Source organism: Stenotrophomonas sp. 116085_Sma, assembly GCF_056479585.1.
On the sequence record NZ_CM151057.1, the window covers coordinates 4,679,221 to 4,705,102 of the forward strand.

General features: G+C 67.8%; 26 protein-coding genes. 8 read left to right on the forward strand and 18 right to left on the reverse strand.

The window, feature by feature from the left end:
* Positions 1 to 33: 33 nt before the first annotated feature.
* From ACZK0Z_RS21635 to ACZK0Z_RS21715, 17 genes are all read right to left on the reverse strand, one after another.
* Complete coding sequence (locus tag ACZK0Z_RS21635) at positions 34 to 2,403, reverse strand: MMPL family transporter (protein ID WP_336339721.1); 2,370 nt, start codon at positions 2,401 to 2,403, stop codon at positions 34 to 36.
* On the reverse strand, positions 2,381 to 3,004 hold the full coding sequence (locus ACZK0Z_RS21640) for an outer-membrane lipoprotein carrier protein LolA (RefSeq protein ID WP_197632612.1): 624 nt from the start codon (positions 3,002 to 3,004) through the stop codon (positions 2,381 to 2,383). Before ACZK0Z_RS21640 ends, ACZK0Z_RS21635 begins: the two co-directional genes overlap by 23 nt.
* A 2-nt stretch (positions 3,005 to 3,006) precedes the next feature.
* Positions 3,007 to 3,438, reverse strand: coding sequence for an acyl-CoA thioesterase (locus tag ACZK0Z_RS21645; RefSeq protein WP_197632603.1), 432 nt, complete (start codon positions 3,436 to 3,438; stop codon positions 3,007 to 3,009).
* Complete coding sequence (locus tag ACZK0Z_RS21650; protein ID WP_106549976.1) at positions 3,425 to 4,975, reverse strand: HAL/PAL/TAL family ammonia-lyase; 1,551 nt, start codon at positions 4,973 to 4,975, stop codon at positions 3,425 to 3,427. The genes ACZK0Z_RS21645 and ACZK0Z_RS21650 overlap by 14 nt, the downstream gene beginning before the upstream one ends.
* Complete coding sequence (locus tag ACZK0Z_RS21655) at positions 4,965 to 5,906, reverse strand: LpxL/LpxP family acyltransferase (RefSeq protein ID WP_197632602.1); 942 nt, start codon at positions 5,904 to 5,906, stop codon at positions 4,965 to 4,967. The genes ACZK0Z_RS21650 and ACZK0Z_RS21655 overlap by 11 nt, the downstream gene beginning before the upstream one ends.
* Position 5,907: 1 nt before the next feature.
* Positions 5,908 to 6,684 carry a glycosyltransferase gene (locus tag ACZK0Z_RS21660; protein ID WP_197632601.1) on the reverse strand — a complete coding sequence of 259 codons (777 nt, stop codon included), beginning with the start codon at positions 6,682 to 6,684 and terminating at the stop codon, positions 5,908 to 5,910.
* Positions 6,674 to 8,359 carry an ApeI family dehydratase gene (locus ACZK0Z_RS21665; protein WP_049431678.1) on the reverse strand — a complete coding sequence of 562 codons (1,686 nt, stop codon included), beginning with the start codon at positions 8,357 to 8,359 and terminating at the stop codon, positions 6,674 to 6,676. Before ACZK0Z_RS21665 ends, ACZK0Z_RS21660 begins: the two co-directional genes overlap by 11 nt.
* Positions 8,352 to 8,903 carry a COG4648 family protein gene (locus ACZK0Z_RS21670; protein WP_049431675.1) on the reverse strand — a complete coding sequence of 184 codons (552 nt, stop codon included), beginning with the start codon at positions 8,901 to 8,903 and terminating at the stop codon, positions 8,352 to 8,354. The genes ACZK0Z_RS21665 and ACZK0Z_RS21670 overlap by 8 nt, the downstream gene beginning before the upstream one ends.
* 22 nt (positions 8,904 to 8,925) lie before the next feature.
* Positions 8,926 to 9,183: an acyl carrier protein gene (locus ACZK0Z_RS21675; RefSeq protein ID WP_005411609.1), complete on the reverse strand. Its 258-nt coding sequence runs from the start codon at positions 9,181 to 9,183 to the stop codon at positions 8,926 to 8,928.
* Between the two features lie 17 nt (positions 9,184 to 9,200).
* Entirely contained in the window at positions 9,201 to 9,458 is a 258-nt protein-coding gene (locus tag ACZK0Z_RS21680) for a phosphopantetheine-binding protein (RefSeq protein WP_005411610.1), read from the reverse strand.
* Complete coding sequence (locus tag ACZK0Z_RS21685; protein WP_049431672.1) at positions 9,445 to 10,242, reverse strand: lysophospholipid acyltransferase family protein; 798 nt, start codon at positions 10,240 to 10,242, stop codon at positions 9,445 to 9,447. The genes ACZK0Z_RS21680 and ACZK0Z_RS21685 overlap by 14 nt, the downstream gene beginning before the upstream one ends.
* Positions 10,235 to 10,978: a beta-ketoacyl synthase chain length factor gene (locus ACZK0Z_RS21690; RefSeq protein ID WP_049431668.1), complete on the reverse strand. Its 744-nt coding sequence runs from the start codon at positions 10,976 to 10,978 to the stop codon at positions 10,235 to 10,237. Before ACZK0Z_RS21690 ends, ACZK0Z_RS21685 begins: the two co-directional genes overlap by 8 nt.
* 216 nt (positions 10,979 to 11,194) lie before the next feature.
* A complete protein-coding gene (gene cydB, locus ACZK0Z_RS21695) occupies positions 11,195 to 12,208 on the reverse strand; it encodes a cytochrome d ubiquinol oxidase subunit II (RefSeq protein ID WP_005414876.1) in 1,014 nt (337 codons plus the stop codon).
* A gap of 1 nt (position 12,209) precedes the next feature.
* The gene (locus ACZK0Z_RS21700; RefSeq protein WP_049431660.1) at positions 12,210 to 13,607 is read right to left on the reverse strand and encodes a cytochrome ubiquinol oxidase subunit I; all 1,398 of its coding nucleotides are present in this window, start codon (positions 13,605 to 13,607) and stop codon (positions 12,210 to 12,212) included.
* A 250-nt stretch (positions 13,608 to 13,857) separates the two neighbouring features.
* On the reverse strand, positions 13,858 to 14,073 hold the full coding sequence (locus ACZK0Z_RS21705) for a hypothetical protein (protein WP_197632600.1): 216 nt from the start codon (positions 14,071 to 14,073) through the stop codon (positions 13,858 to 13,860).
* Entirely contained in the window at positions 14,070 to 14,714 is a 645-nt protein-coding gene (locus ACZK0Z_RS21710; RefSeq protein ID WP_197632599.1) for a sigma-70 family RNA polymerase sigma factor, read from the reverse strand. The genes ACZK0Z_RS21705 and ACZK0Z_RS21710 overlap by 4 nt, the downstream gene beginning before the upstream one ends.
* 37 nt (positions 14,715 to 14,751) lie before the next feature.
* The gene (locus ACZK0Z_RS21715) at positions 14,752 to 15,081 is read right to left on the reverse strand and encodes a hypothetical protein (RefSeq protein WP_010482336.1); all 330 of its coding nucleotides are present in this window, start codon (positions 15,079 to 15,081) and stop codon (positions 14,752 to 14,754) included.
* 167 nt (positions 15,082 to 15,248) lie between these two features.
* Between ACZK0Z_RS21715 and ACZK0Z_RS21720 the strand changes: the two genes are divergently transcribed.
* The 8 genes from ACZK0Z_RS21720 (at position 15,249) to ACZK0Z_RS21755 (ending at position 25,060) form a co-directional block, all read left to right on the forward strand.
* Entirely contained in the window at positions 15,249 to 17,618 is a 2,370-nt protein-coding gene (locus tag ACZK0Z_RS21720) for a prolyl oligopeptidase family serine peptidase (protein ID WP_197632598.1), read from the forward strand.
* Positions 17,615 to 18,034 carry an NUDIX domain-containing protein gene (locus tag ACZK0Z_RS21725; RefSeq protein ID WP_197632597.1) on the forward strand — a complete coding sequence of 140 codons (420 nt, stop codon included), beginning with the start codon at positions 17,615 to 17,617 and terminating at the stop codon, positions 18,032 to 18,034. Before ACZK0Z_RS21720 ends, ACZK0Z_RS21725 begins: the two co-directional genes overlap by 4 nt.
* A gap of 30 nt (positions 18,035 to 18,064) precedes the next feature.
* Positions 18,065 to 18,622 (forward strand): hypothetical protein, encoded by a 558-nt coding sequence (locus ACZK0Z_RS21730; RefSeq protein ID WP_049431640.1) that lies wholly within the window; start codon positions 18,065 to 18,067, stop codon positions 18,620 to 18,622.
* Positions 18,623 to 18,657: 35 nt separating this feature from the next.
* Positions 18,658 to 19,779, forward strand: a complete 1,122-nt coding sequence (locus tag ACZK0Z_RS21735) for a hypothetical protein (protein ID WP_197632596.1) — start codon at positions 18,658 to 18,660, stop codon at positions 19,777 to 19,779.
* Between the two features lie 37 nt (positions 19,780 to 19,816).
* The gene (locus ACZK0Z_RS21740) at positions 19,817 to 21,433 is read left to right on the forward strand and encodes a hypothetical protein (protein ID WP_197632595.1); all 1,617 of its coding nucleotides are present in this window, start codon (positions 19,817 to 19,819) and stop codon (positions 21,431 to 21,433) included.
* A 435-nt stretch (positions 21,434 to 21,868) separates the two neighbouring features.
* Positions 21,869 to 22,831, forward strand: coding sequence for a hypothetical protein (locus tag ACZK0Z_RS21745; RefSeq protein ID WP_152906608.1), 963 nt, complete (start codon positions 21,869 to 21,871; stop codon positions 22,829 to 22,831).
* Between the two features lie 74 nt (positions 22,832 to 22,905).
* Positions 22,906 to 23,802 (forward strand): oxygen-dependent coproporphyrinogen oxidase, encoded by an 897-nt coding sequence (gene hemF, locus ACZK0Z_RS21750; RefSeq protein ID WP_197632594.1) that lies wholly within the window; start codon positions 22,906 to 22,908, stop codon positions 23,800 to 23,802.
* Positions 23,803 to 23,896: 94 nt separating this feature from the next.
* Positions 23,897 to 25,060 (forward strand): hypothetical protein, encoded by a 1,164-nt coding sequence (locus tag ACZK0Z_RS21755; RefSeq protein WP_049427258.1) that lies wholly within the window; start codon positions 23,897 to 23,899, stop codon positions 25,058 to 25,060.
* A gap of 75 nt (positions 25,061 to 25,135) precedes the next feature.
* Here the strand turns inward: ACZK0Z_RS21755 and ACZK0Z_RS21760 are convergent, their stop codons facing one another.
* Entirely contained in the window at positions 25,136 to 25,615 is a 480-nt protein-coding gene (locus tag ACZK0Z_RS21760) for a DUF421 domain-containing protein (RefSeq protein WP_032129193.1), read from the reverse strand.
* Between the last annotated feature and the right edge of the window lie 267 nt (positions 25,616 to 25,882).

The following is a 25,882-nucleotide window of genomic DNA, read 5'->3' on the forward strand; positions in this document are numbered from 1 at the left end:
ATCAGAGGGAAAGAAGAAAAGCGGAAGGTGGGCTCAGGCTGGCGGCAGATCGTGCGGCGGCGGCCGGAACAGCGGCGAGATCAGCCAGACCAGGCCGATGCCGAACAGCAGGGTCAGGCCGAACGCGCGCAGCGCCGGGGTCTGCGACAGGCCCAGCAGGCCGAACGACAGCCAGGTGCTGGCCGCACCCACGCACACCGCCAGCCATGCGCTGGCATCGCCACGGTGCTCGATCAGGAAGATGCCGTAGTCGATGCCCATGCCCAGCAGCAGCATCAGCGCCAGTACGTTGAACAGCTGCAGCGGCTGGCCGAACAGGCCCAGCAGCCCAAGGGTCAGCGCGCCGGCAATCAGGGTCGGGGCAAACACGCGCCAGGCCTGGCGGCGGTAGCGCAGCCACAGCGCACCGAACACCAGTGCGATGCCGACCAGCAGCAGCCCGCCCATCAGCTTGCGGTAGTGGCCCAGCAGCTTGGAGAAATCAGAGGTGCGGTCTACCCAGCGCACGCCGGGCAGGCCTTCGGCGGCACCTTCCAGCGTGGCCAAGGCATCGGCGCGCGACAGGTCATCAACCATCACCACACTGATCATCTGCCCACCGACCTCACCCACCCACAGGTGGCGGAACGGCTGCGAGGCCGGCGAGGCCAGGAAGGCTTCGGCGGTAAGCGGCGCATCCGCGAACTGCGGTCGCTGCAGCGGCTCGCCCACGGCCTCGGACACGGCCGACAGCACCCCAGGTTCCACCTTCGCGGTCAGCGCGGCATCGGCCTGCTGGCGTGCCGGCGACGGCAACCAGTCACTGATGGCGCGGTAGCCGCCGATGCGCTTGTCATCGGCCAGTGCACGCAGGCGTTCGGTCAATGCCTCTTCGCGCTGCAGCAGCTGCGCCGCATCGGTGCCCTGCACCAGGTAGAACTGCGCCGGGCTGGGCATTCCCAGCAGCTGGCTCAGGCGAATCTGCTGGGCCATCAGCGCCGGCGGCGACGACTGCAGGCTGCGCAGGTCGTCGTTGCTGTGCAGGCGCGCGATGCCTACCGCTGACAGCGCCAGCGCGGCCACCACGAAGATCGCCACCGGGCGGCGGCCGTGCAGGCGCGGGAATCGCTCAAGCGTATTGCCCAGCCACTGCGAGAAACGGGTCTGGCGGATCTCGCCACCATCCAGCCACGGGAACCAGAAGATCACCGTGAGAAAGGCGGCGGCCAGGCCGACCACCGAGAACAGCGCCATCTGGCGCAGGCCCGGGAACGGCGCCAGGCCCAGCGCCAGATAGGCCAGCGCGCTGGTCAGCAGGGCCAGCCACAGGCCCGGCAACAGGTGCCGCAGCAGTTTCCAGCGGCGATCGGCCGGCTCGGCCTGGCGCGAGGCGAACCAGTGGATGCCGTAGTCCTCGGCCACGCCCACCAGCGACGCGCCGAACACCAGGGTCAGCACGTGCACCTTGCCGAACACCAGCACGGTGACCGCCAGCGCCACGCCGCAGCCGATCAGCAGCGAGGCGGCCACCAGCAGGATCGGGCGCAGCGAACGGAACGCCAGCCACACCAGCAGCAGCACCGCGGCCAGCGAGCCCCAGCCGATGGTGTTGATCTCCCGGTTGGCCTGTACGGCAGCGGCTTCGGCGTGCAACGGCACGCCGGCATGCAGGATTTCCAGCTCCGGCGCGACCGCCTTGGCCGCCTTCCCGGCACGTTCCAGCAGGCCATCAAGATGGCGCTCGCCATCAAGCTGGAACGCCGAACCCGGCGTATCGAACTGCAGCGCCGCCCAATGCTTGCCCTCGGCCTCGAGCAGGCCGTCATCGCCCAGGCGCAGGCCCGACCCCTGCGCCTGCTGCTGCCACCACTGCGGCCACAGCGACAGCGGGTCCTGCCGCCAGTCGGTCAGGCGCGGCGCGCCCATCGGGCCGTACAGCGCAGCCAGTGCCTGCTCGGCCAGTGCCCCGGTTTCGCTGTTCTGCAGCTGGTTGCGCTGGCTGGGAGTCAGCAGGCGATCGCGGTACGGCGCGTAGAACGCGCGCGCCTCATCGAACCAGCCCTCGATGGACCCGCTGGGCACCAGCAACGCGCTGTCGGCATCGGCAGCCATCGCCGCGGCGAACGCCGCCTGCGCGCGCTTGGCGGCGGTGCCATCCTGGCTGCCGAGCAGCACCACCACCTGCCGCGAACTGCCATCGGCGATGCGCCGGGTGACATCGCTCAACAGGCGGTCATGCGCATCCTGCGGCAGCAGCGCGAGGATGTCGGTGTCGATCCGCGACTGCTGGCTCCACAGGTGCCACTGCTGCGCGCCCAGCGCCAGCAGCAGCACCAGCCAGGCGATGCCCAGCCAGTGCCACCAGCGCCGCAACCGGTCCGGCGCGTTCAACGCCACGGCGTCACTCAAAGCGGCGTGCCTCATCGGGGTTCAACGTGGCCGGGGCCTCGCTCAACGCGCTGAACTGGATCTGCGTGCGGTCCTTGTTGGCCTCGACGATCTCCACCTGGCGCACATAGCGGTCACCCTGCAAGGTCAGCGATTCGAAGGCCTTGGCCAGCATTGCCGACTTCGGTGTCAGGCGCAGGCGCCAGCCCTGCCCTTCGCGGCTGGCAGCAACATTGAACTGGCTGGACAGCGCCTGCACGTCGCCGCTCATCAGCGCGAACATGATCGCGTTGACCGAGCGCATCGCCGGCTGCTGCCGCGCGTCGAGCTCGACGCGGGTGCTGCCATCGCGCTGGCGGCTGAGGATGCGGTCGGCAGTGACCACCACTTCAGAAGGGAAGGGCTTGAGCGTGGTCCAGATCACGCCGTGCCGGCGCGCGACCACGAACCGGCCCTGCGAGCGCAGTGGGTTCTTGAAGCCGCTGACCTGTTTTTCCTGGCTGAACTGGCCACGCAGCACGTCGGGCCGCGCCACCGCCTGGGTGATCGCATCGACGGCGGGGTCGGCCGCCTGTACACGCGGTACGGCCACCAGCAGCAGCGCGCACAGCAGCACGCTCGAAACACGGGCAAGCATCGTCACGGCGCAGGCACTCCCAGGCGTTCCCACAGTACCGGCGGGCACTGGTACAGCATTTCCTTGCTGGCCGCGTCCACCGCGACCTGGATGGTCATCGCGCGGGTCAGCACCTGGCCGCTTTCCGCATCGAGAATCTCGTACTCGATCTTCAGCCGGTTCTCCCATTCCACGATGCGCGCGACCACGCGCAGCGCCTGGTTGAACAGCAGCGGGCGCACGTACTTCACCCGTGCATCGACCACCGGCCACAGGTAGCCCGATTCGAGCATCTGCGGGTAGTCGTAGTCGTAGCGGCCGAGCAGCGCGCAGCGCGCGATCTCGAAGTACTTGAAGTAGTTGCCATGCCAGACCACGTTCATCGGATCGCAGTCATGGAAGGCGGGGGTCAGGGTGATTTCCCCGACCATTTCCGAGTGTTCATTCACCGGCATACAGTTCCCAGCGTTGCGCGCGGATCTCCACCAGCAGTTCCCGCAGTTCGCGATCCAGCGCGCGGTCTTCTTCGACCAGGGCGATGCGCTGCCCCAGGTCGGCGTACATGTCGGCCAGACTGCCATGCAGCTGCGCATTCAGGCCAACCCGCTCGCGCAGGGCCAGGCCCTGGCGCGCGGCAATCAGCATCGCGGCCACCACCTGCTCGGTCAGTTCGATCACACGCAGGCAGTCGCGCGCGGCGATGGTGCCCATGCTGACCTTGTCCTGGTTGTGGCATTCGGTGGAACGCGAGAATACCGAGGCCGGCATGGTCTGCTTCAGCGCTTCGGCGGTCCAGGCCGACACGCTGATCTGCAGTGCCTTCAGGCCATGGTTGATCGCCGCGCGCGGGCCGGTGGCCGCCGACAGGTTGGCCGGAAGGCCATGGTTGTAGCGGGCATCGACCACCAGTGCCAGCTGCCGGTCGAGCAGATCGGCAACATTGGCCACGGTGTTCTTCAGGGTGTCCATCGCCAGCGCGATGTGGCCGCCGTAGAAGTGGCCACCGTGCAGGATGCGCTCGCCGTCGGCGTCGATCAGCGGATTGTCGTTTGCGCTGTTCAGCTCGGTCTCGATCAGCTGGCGCAGGAACGGCAGGCTGTCCTCCAGCACGCCGATCACGTGCGGTGCGCAGCGCAGCGAGTAACGGTCCTGCAGGCGCTGTTCATTGCGCGGCGGACGCTCGCTGTGCAGGTCGCTGCGCAGGCGCGCGGCGATGCGGCCCTGGCCCGGGTGCGGCTTGGCCGCGAACAGGGTCTGGTCGAAGTGGTGCGCGTTGCCGTCGCTGGCCAGTACGTTGAACGCGGTCAGGCGCGTAGCCATGCGGGCCAGGTAATCGGCACGCTGCCAGGCCAGGCAGGCCAGGCCGGTCATCACCGCGGTGCCGTTCATGATCGCCAGGCCTTCCTTCGGCCGCAGCTTCAGCGGGGTCATGCCGATCTTCGCCAGCACCGGGCCGGCCGGCTGCACCTGGCCTTCGAACAGTACCTCGCGCTCACCGCACAGCACCGCCGCCACGTACGACAGCGGGGTCAGGTCACCACTGGCACCCACCGAGCCTTCGGCCGGAATCATCGGCAGCACGTCGTGCTGCAGCAGCGTGGCCAGGCCTTCCAGCAGCGGCACGCTGACGCCGGACATGCCGCGCACCAGCGAGGCCAGGCGCGCCGCCAGCACCGCGCGGGTTTCAACCGGGTCCAGGTAACGGCCCAGGCCGCAGCCGTGATAGGTGTACAGATGGTGCGGCAGCTCAGCCACCAGTGCCGGCGGGATGTTCACCGTGCACGAATCGCCATAGCCGGTGGTCACGCCGTAGATCACGCCATCCTCGCGCAGCAGGCGGTCGAGGAAATCGGCGCCGCGCTGGATGTGCGCGCGGAACGCCGGCGCGTCGCTCAGTGCGGCCTCGCACTGGCGCTGGGCCAGGGCCACCACGTCTTCGATGGTCAACGGTGCATCGCCAAAGCGGCACACGGGTACGGCGTCAGTCGTCATGCGGAGCCTGATCCCAGAAGGGGAAGAAATTGAACCAGTCCAACGGGGACTGGATGACCTGGAGTTCCAGCCAACGCGCGAAGCGCTGTGCCTGTTCGGCCAGTGCCGCGTCGCGCGAGCCACGGGGCAGCACGATGCGTTCGGCGAACTGTTCGAATGCCACGCGATAGCCTTCGCCCTGGTGCAGGCAGGCCATGGTGTAGACCGGGCAGCCCAGCGCTGCGGCCAGCACATAGGCACCGATCGGGAACGGGGCGCGATGGCCGAGAAAATCGGCGGTGACGCTGCGGCCGCCCTGCACAGGCGTGCGGTCGCCAACAATGGCGACGAAGCCACCGGCCGCCACGCGCTCGGCCAGCATCATCGCGGTGGCCGCTCCCATTTCGGTCACCTGCACCAGTTCTACCGCCGCCAGCGGGTCGAGCCGCTGCAGCAGGCGGTTGAAGCGCTGCGCATGTGCGGTATGCACCAGCACGGTGATGCGGAAACCCGGCACCTGCTCGGCCAGCACCTGGCACAGTTCCAGGCAGCCGATGTGTGCGGTCAGGATCAGCCCGCCTTCACGGCGCGCGATCTTCTGCAGCACCAGGTCGCGATGCAGGTGGATGCGTTCGGCCGGATAGCGCCCGCCCAGTCCGAGGATCTTGTCCAGCATCGTGTCGGCGAAGGCGAAGAAGTGGCGCAGGCTGTCGCGCCGGGTCGGCGCGCGGCCCAGCACACCGCTGTGTGCCTGCAGGCGCTGCAGGTACTGCATCGAGGCCTGGCGGCCAACACGGTTGCCCAGCCAATGGCAGGCCACCACCGGCCACACGCACAGGCGGAACGGCCAGCGCCCGAACCAGCGGTGCACCCAGCACAGGAACAGCACGCCGGCCACCGACGTCGATTCGCCGATGTCGGCCCAGTGCGGGGCGCCCTGCGCGGCCGCCATCTCAGCACTGCCCCCGCAGGCGGCGCCACAGCAGGCGCGGTGCGCGCCAGAGCATGCCGAAGAACAGGCGGGTGTGCATGCGGCTGATACGCACGTTGTCGCGCCACACATCGAAGTGCGATACGCCATCGGCGGGATAGGTCACACGCGTGGCCAGGTGTTCGACCGGCACCTGCCGCCAGTACAGGCGAACCATCACTTCAGTATCGAAATCCATGCGTCGGCCGATGGTCTCTTCATCGACCAGGCGCAGCACCGGCGGCAGTGGATACACGCGGAAGCCGCACATGGTGTCGCGCAGGTGCAGCGACAGCGTGTTGATCCAGACCCAGACGTGGGTCGCATAGCGGCCATACAGGCGCGCCTTGGGAACACTGGCGTCGTAGGCCGGAATGCCGCAGATCACCGCACCCGGGTGCGCACGCGCCGCCTTGATGAAGCGCGGCAGGTCGGCGGTATCGTGCTGGCCGTCGGCGTCGATCTGCAGCACGTGGCTGTGGCCACGCGCGGCGGCTTCGGCAAAACCGGCCAGCATCGCACCACCCTTGCCCTGGTTGATGTCCAGGCGCAGCAGGTCGACGCCATGGCGCTGCGCCAGCGAGCGCAGCACCGCCGCGCACGCCTCATGCGAGCCATCGTCGACCAGCAGGCACGGAAGGCCGGCGGCCTGCACACCGTCGACCACCGCCGCGATGGCGTGCTCGTGGTCGTAGACGGGGATCACCACCAGTGGCGCGAACGCGGCACCGGCAACGGCAACGGCCGGATCAGTCCGCATCGGCGAAGACCACCTTGCCGCTGGCGTGCACACCGTGGCTGGAGGTGTAGCGGAAGGCCAGCACATTGCGTGTGGCATCCCAGTCCAGCTGCAGGGTCAGCTCATCACCCGGGCGTGCCACGTGCTGGAACTTCACCGCATCCATGCGCAGGAATCCGGCCGGCATGCTGAACACCTGGCGGCCAAAACGCACGGCCCAGTCCAGCTGCGCCACGCCGGGCAGGATCGCCGCCTGCGGGAAGTGGCCCTGGAACGGCCGCAGCGCCGGGTCGAGGGTCATGCGCAGGGTGGCGCTGGCGGCATCGCGGCGGTCCCAGACCGGCACCGGCATCAGCGGCTGGAACAGCGCCGCCAGTGCCGCCTGGGTGACCTTGCCCTGTGCGTTGATTGGCAGCGCCTGCACCAAGCGCCAGCGGCGCGGCCGGGTGACCGCGTCATGTGCCTGTGCCAGGCGCGCGCCAAGGCGCTGGCCCAGCGCACGGCGCGCGACGTCACCGCCTTCCAGCAGCGCCGGATCGGCCGGTACCACCACCGCTGCCAGCTGCTCACGCTGTCCTGGCAGGACCAGCACGCGCACGTCGTCCACTTCGGCGTCTTCGCGCAGCGCGCGTTCGAGCGCATCCAGCGAAACGCGGCGCTCTTCGATCTTGACGATACGGTCGGCACGGCCCAGCAGGCGGAAGCGGCCATCGGTCAAGGCTTCCACGCGGTCCTGGGTGCGCCACCAGTCGAGGGTTTCCAGATGCGCCGAGGCGACGGCCAGGCAGCCATCCTCGATGCGCCACCGCACACCCGGCAGCGGCTGCCACGGCGGCAGGTCGGTGTCCCAGCGGCGCCAGGCGATACCACCGGTCTCGCTGCTGCCGTAAACCTCGGTCGGTGCCACGCCCAGCCACTGCCGTACCTGGCGTGCAGCTTCTTCCGGCAGTGGGCCACCGGAGGAGAACACCGCGCGCAGGCGGCCGTGCAGGCTGGCCCAGTCGAGCTGCTCAGGCAGGCGCTTGAGGTGGGCTGGCGTCGCCACCAGCACCGTGTCGGTACCAGCCAGCGCGCCTACCAGGTCTTCGTGGAAGAACCGGCGCGGATGGATCAGGCGGCCGGCGGCCAGCGGCCACAGCACGCGGAACAGCAGGCCGTAGATGTGCTGGTGGGACACCGTGCCATGCACCTGCACGCCTTCCAGCTGCGCGCCGAACGCAGCCTGCAGCGCATCCACCTCGCGCGCCAGCTGGTCCATGCGCTTGTTGATCGCACTGGGCTGGCCGGTGCTGCCGGAGGTGAACACGCACAGCTCGCAGGCGCGCTCGTCCAGCACCTGCAGTTCGCCGTCCACGCCAACGGCGGGGGCAACCAGCGGTCGGTAGTCGGCGGAAACATCACCGGCGAAACCGCTCACCTGTGGCTGCAGCGCCTGCAGCGTGGCCGGCAGGTTGTCGGCGGCCAGGAACACCCGCTTGCCGGCATGCCAGGCACCGAACAGCGCCGCCGCGAAGGCCACCGCGTCATCGAAGTACAGCGCCCAGTCGCGACCATCGGCGGCGGCAAAGGCCGCGCGCCAGGCCAGCACCCGCTGGCGGAAGTGGGGGTGATCGATCACCTCGCCTTCGCAGAGGCCGATGCGGCGCTGCGGCTGCGGGTCCACCAGCAGCCGGTCCAGGGCGATCCACTCAGCCATGCGCGTGCGCCGCCTTGACCCGCCGCCGCACCAGCCACTCACCTGCAAACAACACGCCCATCATCACGTACGCCAACAATCCGTTGTAGAGCATCCAGACCCGGTCCGACGCGTAAAGCGCGGTCAGCAGGGCCAGGCTGCCGTTGAGAACGAAGAAGCCACACCACACCTGGGTAACGCGGCGGGTATAGGCCACCGCGAACGCCGGCAGGTCCGGCTCCTGCAACCGCGCCAGGCGTTCCACCAGCGGCGGGCCGAAGCGCAGGCTGGTGCCGAACACCGCCAGCATCACCACGTTCACCAACGCCGGGTACAGCTTCAGCGGCAGGGCCTGGTTGAGCACGGTGGCCAGCACGGCCAGCAGGCCGGTACCCGCGGCAGCGGCCCACCACAGCGGCTGGCGCGTACTCAGCGCACGCAGCAGGGCCAGGGTGAACAGCAGCAGCGACAGCCAGCGTGGCTCGAAACGGCCCATCGCCAGGTACACCAGCACCGGGTAGGCCAGCGAAATCGCAGCCACCACGAACGTGCGTGCGCGTGCCATGGCGGAGCCGCCGGCGCTGCGGTCAGGCTGCTGCCTGGTCCGGCAGCAGCCCGTGCACGACATCGACGATGTCCTGTACGGTGCGCACGGCCTTGAACGCTTCCGGCTGCAGGTTGCGGCCAAGCAGCGGCTTGAGCTGCACGATCAGGTCGACCGCATCGATGCTGTCGATATCCAGGTCGTCGTACAGGCGGGCCTCGGGGGTGATCCGGGCGGTTTCGATCTCGAAGCTGTCGGTCAGGATGCTGACGATGCGTTCGAACAGTTCATTCTTGGTCATGGCAATTCCTGGCGCCGTTACGACTGGCGGGCGGCGACGAACTCGCCGAGCGCGCGCACGCTGGAGAAATGGCGACGGGTTTCTTCCGAGTCGGCCGAGAGGCTGACACCGTACTTCTTCTGCAGCGCCAGGCCCAGCTCCAGCGCGTCGATCGAATCCAGGCCAAGGCCTTCGACGAACAACGGCGCGGTCGGATCGATGTCCTCCGGCGTGATGTCCTCCAGCGAAAGGGAGGAAATGATCAATTCCTTGATCTCGTGCTCAAGTGCTTGCACGGGGCGGCTCTCCAGACAGGTCGAAATAACGAGAAAGGTGCTCGGTAACGCGGCGTGCCGCCAAGGCATCCCCCCTTGGCGAGTCGTCTTCGGCCAGGAAAGGCGCGATCGGGATATCTTCGCCGATCTGCAGCCGAACGTGAAAGCGACGTGAGGGGACACGATACCACTTCTGCCCCTTGGTCAGGGTCGGGGGGGTACAGGTGATCCGCACCGGGGTGATGTCCAGCCGGCCACGCACGGCGATGTTGGCCGCGCCGCGCTGCAGCCGCGGCGGCTGCCCGGGCACGCTGCGGGTGCCTTCCGGGAAGATGACCAGGGTGCCGCCGGCCTGCACCGCCGCTACGCAATCGTCCACCAGGCCAGCGCCGTCATCGTTGGAGATGTAGCCGGCCGCGCGCACCGGACCACGCATGAACGGGTTGCAGGCCACGGCCCGCTTGACCACGCAATCGGCGTTGGGCAGCAACGAAATCAGGCAGACCACGTCGATCAGGGTCGGGTGATTGGCCAGGACCAGCAAACCGTCGCGCTGCAGGCGTTCCCGGCCTTCGATCTGCAGGGTCATCACCCCCAGCCGGCACATCAGCCGGACATGGCTGGCAAAGGCGGCCTGGACCACGCGCCGGGCGCGCCGGCGACGGGCCACCGGGTCCCGCATCAGCAGCAGCACCGGCATCACCAGGACGCCGAGCAGCAGCCCGCCGAGGCCAAACGCAGCAAAGCTCAGGCCGGTGCCGAACACCCGCCAGGCGTGATCGAGGCGGCGCAGCAGCTCACTCACGGCGGCCCCAGCGCCAGCGCTGGCCGTGGGCCACGTGCTCCAGCGCCGACGCGCCGGACAACAGGAAGCGGTGCAGGTCCAGCGCATGCGGCAGCAAGCCCGGCGCAGAAGTGGCCTGTTCTTCGGCCGGCTGCCACTGCAGAGAAAGCGTCGGGTGGCCCGCGGCGGGCGCGGTCAACCGCCAGCACCACGCAAAGAACGGGTCGGGTTCGTCGGCGAACGTCGCGTAAATTTCAGGAAGCGGAGATTCGTAGACCACCACCCGCACCTCGCGGGCGCCATCAGCCAGCAGGCCAACGGCCTCCAGGCACGCGGCCTCGACCGTGGCCTGGCCGGCAGCCAATGCCAGGTAGTTGCCGCGATGGCCGCGGGCGATGGAATACAGCGCGGCGATCGCGTTGTGCACCGACAGGCCGAATCCAGTGGGCGACAACGGCTGGTCGCCGACCAGCGCCCCCAACAGGTCCATCGAACGTGCGACGTCGCCATGGCGGCTGGCGAACACCAGCGGCACGTCGCTGTCGGCCCCCTGCCCATCCTCGCACCAGCACGCGGCCTGGATCGCCATGCGGCCCAACCGCTCGATACGACGGCGTTGCATTGCCGGAACCTCCGCCAATGCCGGCGTATCCCCGCCATGCGGCAGGTACGGCGCATCGGCCCAGCCCAGCCACTGGCTACGCTCGCTCAGGCCGGGCGCCCACGCGGCCCAGTCGACGATGGAGAATTCAATCATTTAGCGTTGGTGCTTCAACGGGAGAACGATAGGCACGAGCCATTACGGCGACGCGCGGCGGCCCCCATTCCTGCAGCCGTGCGTCCGTCCAGGACGTCGCCGGCTGCCCCCCTGGCCGCCGGAAAGGAGCGCACGCTAGCACGTCCCGCGCAGGGTGTGCAGGTTTCACATTCCCCAACGCGGGGCCGGGCAACAGCCGGCCCCGCCTTCAATCGATCAGTGGTAACCGGTGTCGGCGTGTACCTTGCCGCGGAACACCCGATAGGACCAGGCCGTATAGCCGAGGATGACCGGCAACAGAATGACCAGCCCAACCAGCGTGAAGCCCAGCGAGGACGCCGGCGCCGCGGCCTGCCACAGGGTCATCGACGGTGGCAGCAGGTACGGCCACATGCCCAGCACCAGGCCGAGGAAGCCGAGCACGAACAGGGCCAGGCTGAGCAGGAACGGCGGCAGGTCACGGCGAGGATGGGTCGCGCTGCGCCACAGCGCGGCCGCCACCGCCAGGGTCAACAGCGGCACCGGCGACAGCCACCAGAAGTTGCCGTCGCTGAACCAGCGCGCCATCAGCCGCGAATCCAGGAACGGCAGCCAGCTGCTGACCAGGCCCATCGCCGCGATCACCGCCACCACCAGCGGCCGGGTCATCTGTCGCGCCAGCGCCTGCACGCGCCCTTCGGTCTTCAGGATCAGCCAGGTGCTGCCCAGCAACGCGTAGCCGGCCACCAGCGCGGCGCCGGTAAGCATCGCGAACGGACTGAACCAGGCGAACGGTCCGCCCTGATAGACACCGTCCACCAGCGGGATGCCCTGCACCAGGGTGCCGAGGATCACGCCCTGGGCGAAGGTCGCCAGCAGTGAGCCAAGGCCGAACGCCACGCTCCACAGCCGGCGTGATCGATGCGCCTTGAAGCGGAACTCGAAGGCGACGCCGCGGAACACCAGCGCCACCACCAGCAGCAGCACCGGCAGGTACAACGCCGACAGCAGCACCGCATACGCCTTCGGGAAGGCCGCCAGCAGCCCGGCACCGCCCAGCACCAGCCAGGTCTCGTTGCCGTCCCAGATCGGCGCGGCGGTGTTCATCATCAGGTCCAGCTGTTCCTCGTCCTCGGCGAACGGAGCGAGGATGCCGATGCCGAGCACGAAGCCGTCCAGCACCACGTACATCAGTACGCCGAAACCGATCACCGCGAACCATGCCACCGGCAGCCAGGTCATCAGGTCCATGTCAGCGCTCCTCCAGCGGTTCGTCGGCCGCCGACAACGGGCGCGCCGGGGTATGGCTGCCGTGGTCCAGCGATGGTCCTTCGGCATGCGGCTGCGGTCCATGACGCAGGATCTTCACCAGGTACCAGATGCCCCAGCCGAACACGAACGCGTAGCCGACCACGTAAACGCCCAGCGACAGCGCGGTCATCCATGCACTCTGCGGGCCGACCGCATCAGCGGTGCGCAGCACGCCATACACCACCCACGGCTGGCGGCCCATCTCGGTGACGAACCAACCCGACAGCAGCGCGATGAAGCCGCTGGGCAGCATCCAGTTCCAGCCGCGCAGCAGCCATGGCGAATCCAGCAGCTTCCTCCGCCACAACTGGAAGGCCGACACCCAGGCCAGCAGCAGCATCAGCGTGCCCAGCCCAACCATGATGCGGAAGGCGAAGAACACCGGCGTCACCGGCGGCCGTTCACTGGCCGGTACCGAGGTCAGCGGATCGAAGGTGCCGTCCAGGCTGTGGGTGAGGATCACGCTGCCCAGCTTCGGGATGGCCACCTCGAAATCGTTGCGCTCTTCCTTTTCGTTGGGCAGCGCGAACACCACCAGGGGTACGCCCTCGCCCTCCTTCGTTTCATGCCAGTGCGCTTCCATCGCCGCGATCTTCATCGGCTGGTGCTTGAGCGTGTTCAGGCCATGCATGTCGCCGACGAAGATCTGCACCGGCACGGTCAGCGCCGCGAACGCCACCGCCGCTATCAGCATGCGTCGGCCCGCTTCCACATGCGTTCCCCTGCGCAGGTACCACGCACCCACGCCACCGATCACGAAACAGGTGGTGATGAACGAGCCCAGCGCCATGTGCGCCAGCCGGTACGGGAACGAGGGGTTGAACACCACCTGCCACCAGTCCACAGGATGCACGATGCCGTTGACCATCTCGTAGCCGGCCGGCGTATGCAGCCAGCTGTTGGACGACAGGATCCAGAACGTGGAGAACAGCGTGCCCAGCGCTACCATGCAGGTGGACAGGAAATGCAGGCGCGGCGAGACCCGGCCCCAACCGAACATCATCACGCCAAGGAAGCTGGCTTCCAGGAAGAACGCGGTCAGCACTTCGTAGGTCAGCAGCGGGCCGATGACCGTGCCGGCCACCTCGCTCAGCCGCGGCCAGTTGGTGCCGAACTGGAAGGCCATGACGATGCCGCTGACCACGCCCATGCCGAACGACACTGCGAAGATCTTCTGCCAGAAGAAATACAGCTCGCGCCACACGGGCAACTTCGTGCGCAGCCAGCGCCACTCGATGAAGGCCAACCAGCTGGCCGTACCGATGGTGAAGGCGGGGAACAGCACGTGGAAACTGATGACGAATCCGAACTGGATCCGGGACAACAACAACGCGTCCAAGGGACGCCTCCTGCCTGCGACCGGTGGGATACCGGACCACTTTAGGAGGATTTCGTTAAGGTGGGATGCGACCGGGTGACGCGCTGCTTCACTTTGTCGCAGGGCGGCGTGAAGGCCGCCGGACACGGCCCAGCGCTACCGATTGTCCGCTCCGGTAGCTGCCAACCTTGGTTGGCACACGCACCCAGGCACCGACTACGGTCGGCATCCAACCACCGCGATTGGAGCGACCCATCGCCCGGCAGGCGCCTCAGTGCCAGAAATACCAGGCCGCTGCAGCCAGCAGCGCGCCAAACAACAGAACCTGCACCACCACATACCCCACGCCACTGTCACGCGACTCAGCGGCGATGCGCTTCTGCAGCGCCTCGCTCACATCCGGTGTGTGTTCCTGCTTCGCCTGCTCATGCAACGCCTGCGCCAGCGCGCGCTTTTCCGCATCGCGAGGGTCGGTCGGTGGGTTCACAGCAGTTCTCCGGCGGTCGCATGCCGCGTCAGTTCCTGCTTCAGGACCTGGCGCGCACGGTGAAGGTGGCTCTTGATGGTACCGCGGGCCAGTCCAGTCACCTGCTCGATCTCGGCCAGATCGAAATCCTCCAGGTAATGCAGGCCGACGATCAGCCGCTGCGGTGCACTCAGCCGTTCCAACGCCGCGCCAAGATGGCGACCAGCCTGCAGCGCCTCGCTCAGTTCAGCCGGCCCCGGCCCTTCATCGCCAATACCCAGTTCCTCGGGTACTTCCACCGCCACCATCCATTGCGCCTCCAGCCGTCGCCTGCGCAGGTGCTGCAACGCCGTGGTGTAAGCCACCCGTGAAACCCAGGTGCGCAGCGAGGATTCAAAGCGGAACCGGTGCAGCTGGCGGAACACGGCCAGGAAGGTTTCCTGCAGCAGGTCGGCCACCTGATCACGGTCGCCCACCATGCGCCCGATCACATGCCCGCAGGTACGTTGATGGGCCTGCACCAGCTGTGCGAAGGCCGGTTGCGAGCCATCGATGATGGCGCTGACCAGGGCGCGGTCGTCGTCCGCGTCCGGCGTGGGCTCGACGGGGACGTCGCGGCGGCGTCCCCGCAATGCAGCCAGTGCTCCGCACAGCAGGCTCATGCGCGGGGCGCCCCCTGTGCCCGAGGCATGTCCTGGCTCAGCCCTTGCGTGCGGCAGGACGGGTGAAGTGCCAGGCCAGCAGCTGGCCGAGGCCGGCACTGCCGACCATCGCGGCGGCGGCGCCGAAGGTCAGTTCGCGTGCACCGATCGCCTCCAGCAGGCCCATTGCCACGGCCAGGCTGACCAGGCTGATGCCCCAGCGCAGCGCGCCCTGGCGGCGGCGTTCTTCTTCCAGCACGGCCAATGAGCGGATCACTTCCTCCGGCACGTGCGGGGCCACCAGCTTGCTGCGCGCGCGGGCATCGGCAATGGCGTGGATCGCGTAGGCGATGCAGATGAAGAGGGTGATCGGAATCAGTTCCTGCATGGTCGGGCTCCTGTTCGGTGGATGATGCGGGTTCAGGAGAATGGATGCGCGACCACGGCCACCGGTTGCAGGATTTTGCCGATTCCGCTGCCATGACCTGTGGCCCCTGCCCCGGGCCCTTGCGGCTGCTACGCTTGCCCGGTTTCCTCTTCTGGTGCCGTCCGCCCATGTCCCGAGTGCTGCCCCTGTCCCTCCTGCTGTCGGCCGTGCTGGCCGCACCGGCTGCGCATGCCGCGCCGACGCCGATCACCATCGAACAGGCCATGGCCGACCCGGACTGGATCGGTCCGCAGGTCGAGAAGGCCTGGTGGTCGTGGAACAGCCAGCAGGTGGAATACCAGCTCAAGCGCAACGGCAGCCCGGTGCGCGATACCTTCCGCCAGCCGCTGGCCGGTGGCGTGGCCGCGCAGGTGGCCGATGACCAGCGCGGCACCCTGGACGTGGCCGAGCCGGTCTACGACCGCAGCCGCAGCCGCAGCGCCTTCGTGCGCAATGGCGACGTGTTCGTGCGCGACCTGCGCAGCGGCGCGCTGACCCAGCTGACCCGCAGCAACGAGCGCGCGGGCAACGTGAACTTCGCCGCCGACAACGGCGTGATCTGGCGGGTCGGCCAGAACTGGTTCCACTGGACCGCCGCCAGCGGCGTGCAGCAGGTGGCCAGCCTGAAGGCCGAGAAGGATCCCCGCACGCCGCCGAAGGCCGACGTGCTGCGCGACCAGCAGCTGCGCACGCTGGAGACCCTGCGCCGCGACCGTGACCAGCGCGAAGCCCTGAAGGACCAGGACCAGCGCTGGCGCCAGGCCGACCCGACCCGCGCACCGGGCCCGGTGTACCTGGGCGCCGACGTGGAGATCGGTGACAGCGTGCTGTCGCCCGACCTGACCCACCTGATCGTGGTGACCAAGCCTAAGGACTTCGATGACGGCCGCGGCGGCAAGATGCCGCTGTATGTGACCGAGTCGGGCTACGAGGAAACCGAGGACACGCGCACCCGCGTCGGCCGCAACGGCTTCGAACCGCACACCCTGTGGTACGTGGACGTGCGCACCGGCAAGGCCGAGAAGGTCTCGCTGGCCGGCCTGCCGGGCATCAGCACCGACCCGCTGGCCGAACTGCGCCGCAAGGCCGGCAAGGACGCGCTGAAGGGCGAGCGCAGCGTGCAGGTGATGAGTGACTTCATGGGCGGCGGCATCCGCTGGAGCGCCGACGGCCAGCAGGCCGCGGTGATGCTGCGTGCCAACGACAACAAGGACCGCTGGATCATCAGCGTCAACGCCGCCGACGGCCGCGTGCAGAACCGCCACCGCCTGACCGACAACGCCTGGATCAACTGGGGCTTCAATGATTTCGGCTGGATGGCCGATGGCCGCACGCTGTGGCTGCTGTCGGAGGAATCGGGCTTCTCGCACCTGTACACCCAGGCCGGTACCGCCAAGCCGCAGGCGCTGACCAGCGGCAAGTGGGAAACCTCGGCGCCGGTGCCGTCCGCCGATGGCAAGGGCTTCTACTTCCTGTGCAACCAGCAGGCCCCGCATGACTACGAAGTCTGCGCGGTCGATACCGGCACCCGCCAGGTGCGCGAGCTGACCAGCCTCAACGGCGTGGAAGACTTCTCGCTGTCGCCGGATGGCCAGCAGCTGCTGGTGCGCTACTCCGGCGCCTACCTGCCGCCGCAGCTGGCCGTGCTGCCCAGCACCGGTGGCCAGGCACGCGTGCTGACCGACACCCGCACCGCCGACTACAAGGCGCGCCAGTGGATCCAGCCGAAGCTGGTGGCGGTGCCGTCCAAGCATGGCGCCGGCGTGGTCTGGGCCAAGTACTACGAACCGGAAAACAAGGAACCGGGGAAGAAGTACCCGATCGTGATGTTCGTGCACGGCGCCGGCTACCTGCAGAACGTGCACCAGCGCTACCCGGCCTACTTCCGCGAGCAGATGTTCCACAACCTGCTGGTGCAGAAGGGCTACATCGTGCTGGACATGGATTACCGCGGCAGCGAGGGCTACGGCCGCGACTGGCGCACGGCGATCTACCGCAACATGGGCCACCCGGAACTGGAAGACTACAAGGACGGCCTGGACTGGCTGGTCGACACCCAGCAGGGTGACCGCGACCACGCCGGCATCTACGGTGGTTCCTATGGCGGCTTCATGACCTTCATGGCGCTGTTCCGCTCGCCGGGCACCTTCAAGGCCGGCGCCGCGCTGCGCCCGGTGGTGGACTGGCACCAGTACAACCACGGCTACACCAGCAACATCCTCAACACCCCGGACATCGATCCGGAGGCGTACCGCGTGTCCTCGCCGATCGAGTACGCGCAGAACCTGCAGGACAACCTGCTGATCGCCCACGGCATGATGGATGACAACGTGTTCTTCCAGGACTCTGTGAACCTGACCCAGCGCCTGATCGAACTGCACAAGGACAACTGGTCGATCGCACCGTACCCGCTGGAGCGCCACGGCTACGTCCGCGCCGATTCCTGGCTGGACCAGTACAAGCGCATCCTCAAGCTGTTCGAGCAGAACCTGAAGTGAGCAACGCCGCAGCCACGATCCGGATCGTGGCTGCGGTCATCCTGGATGACCGCGGCCAGGCGCTGGTGGTGCGCAAGCACGGCGCCAATCGCTTCATCCAGCCCGGTGGCAAGCCCGACCCCGGCGAGACGCCACTGCAGGCACTGGCCCGCGAACTGGACGAGGAACTCGGTGTGCAGCTGCGCGCCGGGGCTGCCATCGCGCTGGGCACGTTCGAGGACTGGGCGGTGAATGAGCCCGGCCACCGCGTGCAGGCACAGGCGTGGTGGGTACAGGTGGACGGCACGCCACAGGCGCGCGCCGAGATCGCCGAACTGGCCTGGGTACCGCTGCAGCCGCCGCACGGCCTGCTCTTGGCACCGTTGAGCGAACACCATATCCTGCCGGCCGTCGCCACCCGGGTGACGGCCCGCTGACCGCGTGGGCACCGATTGCAGGGACACCGGATGTCAGTGCCGCTTCCACCCCCTTCGTTGCAGCCTTCGCCCTACCACGCGTGGATTCGGCCGCTGGTCCAGGCCTCCTTCTGGCTGTCCGCACTGCTGACCGGCTACTTCGTACTGCAGGGGCTGCTGGTATGGCCACTGCACGACGTTCCACTCTGGCAACTGCTGGCCGGTGAAGTACAGCATCGGCAGATGCACAGCCTGACCTGGCTGCTGGCACACCCTGTGGGTGCCTCGATGATCGCCGCACTGCTCTGCCTGCTCTCGGCCGTGGCCAGCCGGGGCCTGCTGCGGGAGCGCCGCTGGGGCCTGTGGAGCTTCGTGGTGATGCTGCTGTTGAGCGCGCTGGCCAATTTCGCGATCACCTGGTGGCTGGACGTGTTCATGCGCGACATGATCGTGCTGCTTGCCGACGATCCGGACATGCAGCAATCGCTGCAGCCGCGGCGCTGGATGATGACCTTGACCCTGCTCGGCACGTCGGTCCTGTTCCTCGGCCTGCAGGGCTGGCTGGCCTGGCGCCTGCTGCGGCAGGATATCCGCTCGCGTTTCCACTGAGCCCCATCCCTTTCCCGCATGACAAGGACCGTCGCATGCGCTTGCTGGCTCTTCTCCCTGCACTACTGATGTTCGCCGCACTGCCTGTAGCCGCCGACGCGTTGCACTGCGGCGAGTACCGCAGTGCCGATGGCGGCATGGCGCTGGTGTTCACCACCCCCAGCACCGGCTACCGCCACAACGACGTCAGCGAGCCGCAGCCGCTGTGGGTTGATCGCAGTGCGGCGCAGACGCGCCTGGTCATGCTCGACGATGGCGTGGCAGAGCCGATCCGGATCAGTGCAGACGGGCAACGCATCAAAGACGATGTGCCGTTGGTCTACACCCTGCGCCAGCCCCGCACCTGCGCCGCCGAGCCCAGAGCGATTGCCGGCAGCTGCCGTGCCGCTGGCAGCCACTGCATCGCGCAGCTGCCCACCGCTTCACCGGGCCAGGCCCAGCGCGCCTGCAGCGAAGGCGTTGGCGCGGGCTGCTCGGCGCTGTTGCGACAACTGCGCGATGGCGTAACTGCGGCCGGAAACGATGACACCGGCCCCTCGCGCTTTGAACGCCCGCCCGTCTGCCGCGAACACACACCCGGACATGACCCGCAGGCCTGCGAGGCGCTGACCCACGATGCGCTGGCTGCCGCCATGCAGCGGGTAAGCGAACGCCTGCAAAGGGAAGACGAAGACACGCTGGATCCGCCGCTGCCGGCCACTGCACGCGAACGTCTGCAGCAGCTGTGCCTGCAGCACCGTGGTGGCCGCTTCTGCGTGGAAGCGGCCGAACAGCAGTTGAACGCACTGGAGCCTGCGTTGGCGGTGCAGGCCCTGCAGGTGGTCTGCGATGCTGGGCGCGTCAGCGCCTGCGAACGTGTCGCACCGCTGCGCGATCTCCGCGCCGAGCTGCGCCTGGTGCCGGCCCAGCAGGTGCCCTGCGGTCGCTATCAGGCCGATGGAGGCGTGATCGACATGCTCGACTTCGGCGATGGCACGCGTGGCCGCTTGCATGATGGCGCCATCCACCTGCAGCAGAACGGTGAACCCCTTGTCCTGCGCCAGCTCGGCAATGGCGACCTGCTCGGCATGGATGCGCAGACGGGATATCAGCGTTACCAGCCGGTGCCCGGCACGCCACAATGCACACCCCCGCGCGAGGGCCGCGGTTCGCCGTAGCGCCTGGAGCTTCCCGTTCGATCGTCAAGGAGACGACATGCATTCACCCGCACCGCGCCGCCGATGGCTGGCCTGGGCGCTGCTGCTGGCCACGCCGATGGCCGCCGCACAGTCACCGCAATGCGGCCTGTTCAAGGCCGATGAAGGCAGCGGTACGTTGCGCATCAGCTCGCCGAACCGCGGCGAGCAGAAGCATTTCGGCAGTGCACCGACGCCGGTCGCCTTCCAGCAGATCGACGGCAAGCTGCAGCTGGTGAACCTGGAATACGGCCTGCCCAGCGCGCTGCAGGTGCGCGATCGTGGCCGGACGGTCGAGGTCGATGGCACGGTCTACATCCTGCAGGCCCCCGCACAGTGCGCCGCAACCGCCGCGCCGGCTGAAGGCAGCTGCCTGGCCGATGCGGCGGCGTGCCTGGACAACCGTCGCGAAGCGGACCCGGCCGCTCTGGAAGCGGCGTGCCGGGAGGGCGTGCCCGGCATGTGCCTGCAACTGGCTGATCGTTGGCACGAGGAGGCCATGCCTACGGTCGAGGCCGATCCCGCTCTGGCAAAGGCGGCGCTTGACGCCGCCTTGTCCGGCATCAAGCTCCCCGCCGCCTGTGACGACGGTGGCTTCGAACAGGGAACCCCGGCGTGTGCCGCCGCACTCGAGGCCGCCCCCGCAGTGCAGGAGCAGCTGGTCAAGGCGGCGATGACGGCAGCCATGACCGAAGCCGTGGTGACGATGACAGCGCCGACCGCGCCGGTGATCATTCCGGCCGAGCGGCGCCAGCAGTTGTTGCAGCTGTGCCGCGAGGTATCCCATGGCGGCTTCTGCACCCGCGTGGCTGAACTGTCCTGGGAGGCAGGAGACCACTTGCAGGCGGTGCAGGCCCTGGCTGCGGCCTGCACACCCGGCAACGACACCGCCAGCTGCGAACGCCTGCCTGCGCTGCAGGCGGTGGGTGCATCGTTGCGACCGCAGCCGGCAACGGCCCTGCCCTGTGGCAACTACCGGGCCGACGGCGGCCTGATGGACACGCTGGACTTCGGTGACAACGGCCTGGTCGGCGTTGGCTGGAGCAGCCATCTTCGCGCGCGCGTCGAAGCGGGCGACATCCGCATCCGCCACGACCGGGACGGCGACTTCGTGCTGCGCCCGCTGCCCGGCGGCCAGTTGCTGGGCCTGGATAGCTGGACCCGCTTCCAGGTGTTCACCCCCACCGGGGAGGGCCCGACCCGCTGCAGCGCACCGAAGCGGTACACGGTGCTGCCACTGCCGCAGGATTGCCCGCTGGCGCTGGCCAACGAGGACGGTGCCGAAGCCTGCTGTGCGCAGGGCAAGCTGCAGGGCTGCAACATTCTCGGCAACCGTCTTGCGCTGTCCGGGCACTGGCTGCAGGCCGCAGAGCACTACACCACGGTCTGCCGCGCCGGTGTCCGCGAGGGTTGCGAGAATCTGGTCACCGCACAGGGCAATGGTGCGGACGTGGACGCGCGTCGCATCCTGGAACAGCTGTGCAAGGCCGACCGCAGCGGCCTGCACGTGGCCTGTGACGTGCTCGAAACCCAGAACTGGGAGCTGATCACGCTGGGCGGTGCCCTGCAGAAGGCAGTCGATGAGGCGGCCGTGGACAACGCTTCGACGCCGCGCAACTCCAACCGCAAGCGCTGAGCCGGCCAGGGCCTGTCCGCAGCTTCGGGCGGGCCCTGATTGTCGTGATCGACACACCTCGGGCGGGTTGTTCCCACCAGCCTGCAAGGGTTTCCGACGGAAATCACTGCTGCGTCCGAGCGGCTCCCTATCATGGATTTCACTGGAACTGGCGGGCATGCCCAGGTCATCGCCCAATGCGGGCTCCAGTATCTCCACTCATGCTGGGAAGGCGAAATGCCGCTAGATGCTCCGCGTTTGCTTGCCTGGTCGCCCGTGACCGGTGCCCTTCTGCTGTTCCTTTCCTTCCCAACCTTGGCAACCGGGGTCGCGTGTGGCGTCTTCAGTGACGAGTACGGAAGCTCGAAGCTTGTTGTCGAGGCACCGGATAGAGGACATGCAATCTCCCACGATGGAAGTCATTCCCGATTCGCGCTGCAACAATCCGGGGACGACATGATCATCATCAACCTCAGCACCGGCTATGCCCGCTCCGTGGGTGCAGATCAGAGCGGACAGGCTCTTCACGACGATGGAACGCACTACTCGCTGATCGAACCGTCGCAGTGCTCGGCCGCACTCAGGCATCCCGCAGACAGCTGTCTCGCAGATCCCAAGCAATGCGTGGACATGCGGCATTCCATGGAAACCACCGCTCTTGAGAATGCATGTGCGGAAGGCGTGCCCTACATGTGCATGGCATTGCCGGAGAAGTACATCGAGCATCTGATCGATACCGGCACCATTGCTCCGCCGGGGGAACTGGCCACCAGAATGCGGGCGACGCTGGAGAGGCAGCTGGCCGCGATGCCGCTGCCCGCCGAGTGCCTGGATCCCGACAGCACTACCTCGGGGCCAGCGTGTCTGGCTCAGCTCGAGGAAGAACCCGAGCTGTTGAGTTCATTCAGGAACGCGATTGTCGCCGCTTCTTTGGGGCTGCATGCAGCCACTGTGGCCACCGCCACCCTTCCCAAGGATCACAGGGAAACGTTGCATGACTTCTGCACGAAGACGCCTGATGGTGCGTTCTGCCACAAAGTTGCCGATCTGCATGCTTCGGCAGGCGACCTTGGACGGGCAACGGAGGCCCTGGAACTGGCATGCACCGGTGGTCGGAGCCTCGACTGCGCATTGCTGGAACCACTTCGGGGACTGGGCCCGGACCTGCAGCCAGCCAAGGGCGTGGAGCTTCCGCAAGGAACGTTCGTCTCTTCGGGCGGCATCATAAGCTCCCTGACCTTCACTGAAGACGGCAGTGTCTCCGCGCCGTTCGGCCAACTGCAGGCCCGGCTGGAAAATGACCGCATCCATCTCAAGCATGCAAGAGTTGGAGAGCTGATCCTCCAGCCGCTGCTCAACGGAGATCTGCTCGGCATCGGGCAGCACGTTGGATTCGACTACTTCAGGGCGACCGAGTAGGAGGGGCTGATGGCCACGTCTCCAAGGGACGGGGCCTTCCAGCGGTGCGTGGCCGTTGCGGTAAAGTACGCGCCATGAACGAATTCGAGCGCGTGCGCGCCTACCTCACCGACCTGCAGGACCGCATCTGTGCGGAGATTGAGGCTGCCGATGGGCAGGCCCGCTTCCAGGAAGACCTGTGGCAGCGTGCCGAGGGCGGTGGCGGGCGCACCCGCGTGCTGCGCGATGGTGCGGTGTTCGAGCAGGCCGGCATCGGCTTTTCCGACGTGGCCGGCAGCCGCCTGCCGCCGTCGGCCTCGGCCAACCGTCCGGAACTGGCCGGCGCCTCCTGGCGCGCCACCGGCGTGTCGCTGGTATTCCACCCGCTCAACCCCTACGTGCCGACCACCCATGCCAACGTGCGCTTCTTCCAGGCGCAGCGCGACGGTGAAGTGGTGGCCAGCTGGTTCGGTGGCGGCTTCGACCTGACCCCGTTCTACCCGTTCGATGAGGATGTGCAGCACTGGCACCGGGTCGCACGCGATCTGTGCGCGCCGTTCGGCGACGAACGCTATGCCGCGCACAAGCGCTGGTGTGATGAGTACTTCTTCCTGCGCCACCGTAATGAAACGCGCGGCGTCGGCGGCCTTTTCTTCGATGACCTGCACGGCGATTTCGAACGCGACTTCGACTACCTGCGCGCCGTGGGCGATGGCTTCCTCGAGGCCTACCTGCCGATCGTGCAGCAGCGCAAGGACACCGCCCATGGCGAGCGCGAGCGCGAGTTCCAGCTGTACCGCCGCGGCCGCTATGTGGAGTTCAACCTGGTGTACGACCGCGGCACGCTGTTCGGCCTGCAGAGCGGTGGCCGCAGCGAGAGCATCCTGATGAGCCTGCCGCCGCGGGTGCGCTGGGAATACGGCTTCACCCCGGAAGCGGGCAGCGCCGAGGCGCGCCTGGCCGACTACCTGGTGCCGCGCGACTGGCTCTGAAGTTCCGGTGCCACGGATGACCGTGGCGCCTCCGTTGCCTGTGGTGCGCCCTGCACCGGACAGGCCCTGTTCCACCTCCTTCAAGGACGAACCAATGTCTGCTGCTGTTTTCCTTCGCCCCCGCGCTGCGGGCTGGCGTTCCCTGCTGTTGCTGGCCCTGGTCTCGGCCAGCCTGCCGGCTGCCGCGCAGTCGATGGCCTGTGGCACCTACAAGGACAGCAGCGGCAACACCACGCTGACCCTCGAGAGTGAAGGCCACGGCTCCCTGTCCGGCCCCTACCAGGCCACCGAGAACCTGCGCATCGCCCGCCAGGAGGACGTGCTCGGTACCGGCAACCTGTCCACCGGCCAGCTGGAGAACTGGTACTTCTCGGACAACGACCGCACGATCAGCACGCCCTATCGCGAGTTCACCCGTGAGCGCGCCGCCGCCTGCAAGGCGATGCCAGAGCCCGTCGAAGACGGTTGCGTGATGAACACCTCCGAGTGCCTGGAGGCGCTGCCGGAGGCCGCACCCGTGAAACTGCACGCCTGGTGTGCCGAGGGCGTGGGCGCAGCCTGCATGCGGTTGCTGGAGACCTACCAGGAACACGCCAACGCAGCGGCACCGAAAGTGACGGACCCGCCGATGCCTGAGATCTGCAAGGAGGAATCACCTTCCTTCGACGCCGAAGGCTGCATGGCGGCAGCCAGGAAGGTCGCCTCGCAGATGGCAGGGGAGGCAATGCTGGGCCTGCGGCATTCGGTCGATGCGCCCTTGCCGCCGGTGCAGCTGGATGAGCTGGCGGCACTCTGCCGCGAACAGCACGGCGAGACCTTCTGTGAAGCGGCGGCCGAGTCGCTGTGGAGCGGCGGGCGCCTGCAGCAGGCCCGCGAGGCATTGCAGCTGGCCTGCGCACAGCGCGCGGATGCGCCGTCCTGCGGACCGGCCAAGGACCTCGCTGTTGTTGCCGGTGCAACCGCAGCGGCACTCGAACCGATCGCCGCCACCGCCCTGCCCTGCGGCAGCTTTGTCGCCGAACGCAGCGTGCTGTCGCAGCTGCGCTTCCTCGATGGCGGCATCGTGGAAGCCGGTGGCGAGGACGTGCGCCTGCGCGCGAGCCTGCGCGACGGCCAGATCGTCCTGCATCGCGATGTCGGCAGTGACTTCGTTCTGCAGCTGCTGCAGAACGGCAATCTGGTGGGCGTCGACAACGGCAACCGCTTCGCCTACTACGAGCGCAAGGCGACTGCGGGCAACGTCCGCTGCACTCCCTGAGCAGCGTGATGTAGCGCCGAGTCCACGCTCGACTGATGAACCAGCGCAGCCGAGCAGGGGCTCGGCTCTATGTCGTCAGGTGCTCTTCCGGGGGATGATGGTGATGTGCCCGTTGATCTCCAGCAGGGCCAGCTCCACATCCTCCACGCCCAGGCAGCCCTGCTGGCGCATGGCGGCCTCGAAATCCGCACGGGTGACCTGCTCACGGCGCAGAACGGCGTCGAACAGGCGCCCATCGCGCGCGATCACCACCGGTTCGCCCTCGACCAGGCGCTCGATACGGCGGCTGCGGGTGCTCACCCAGCCCACCCCGTAGTTGAGCAGGATCAGCGTCGCCGCCAGCAGCAGGCCGCCGCCCAGCGAGGTGTCGGTGCCCAGCAGCGCGTTCTGCACCGCATTGCCCAGCAGCACCACCAGCAGCACGTCGAACGGGGTGATCTGCCCCAGCGGGCGCTTGCCGCTGAGCCGGACCATGCCCAGCACCACGACATACACCACCACCGCGCGCAGGATGAATTCCCACCACGGCATCGCCAGTGCGAACAGATCGGGCATTGCGGGTTCCCCTGCTGGACAGTGGCCCAGCCTAGCACCTGGGGTCAGATCCCTTTGCCCGGTGGGCAAAGGGATCTGACCCCATGCGAAGTGTTCCGGCGGCACAAATAAAAAGCCCCGCTGACCAGGGGGAGGTCAACGGGGCCGGGGAACGGGCACTTGGGGAGGAGTCCCCGTTCCGAGATCTGCTCCAGGGGATGGGAGAGATCCACAACAGGCGTTGCGCCTGTCGAGAGTTATAGAAGCACTCCGAACACTAACGGTTCG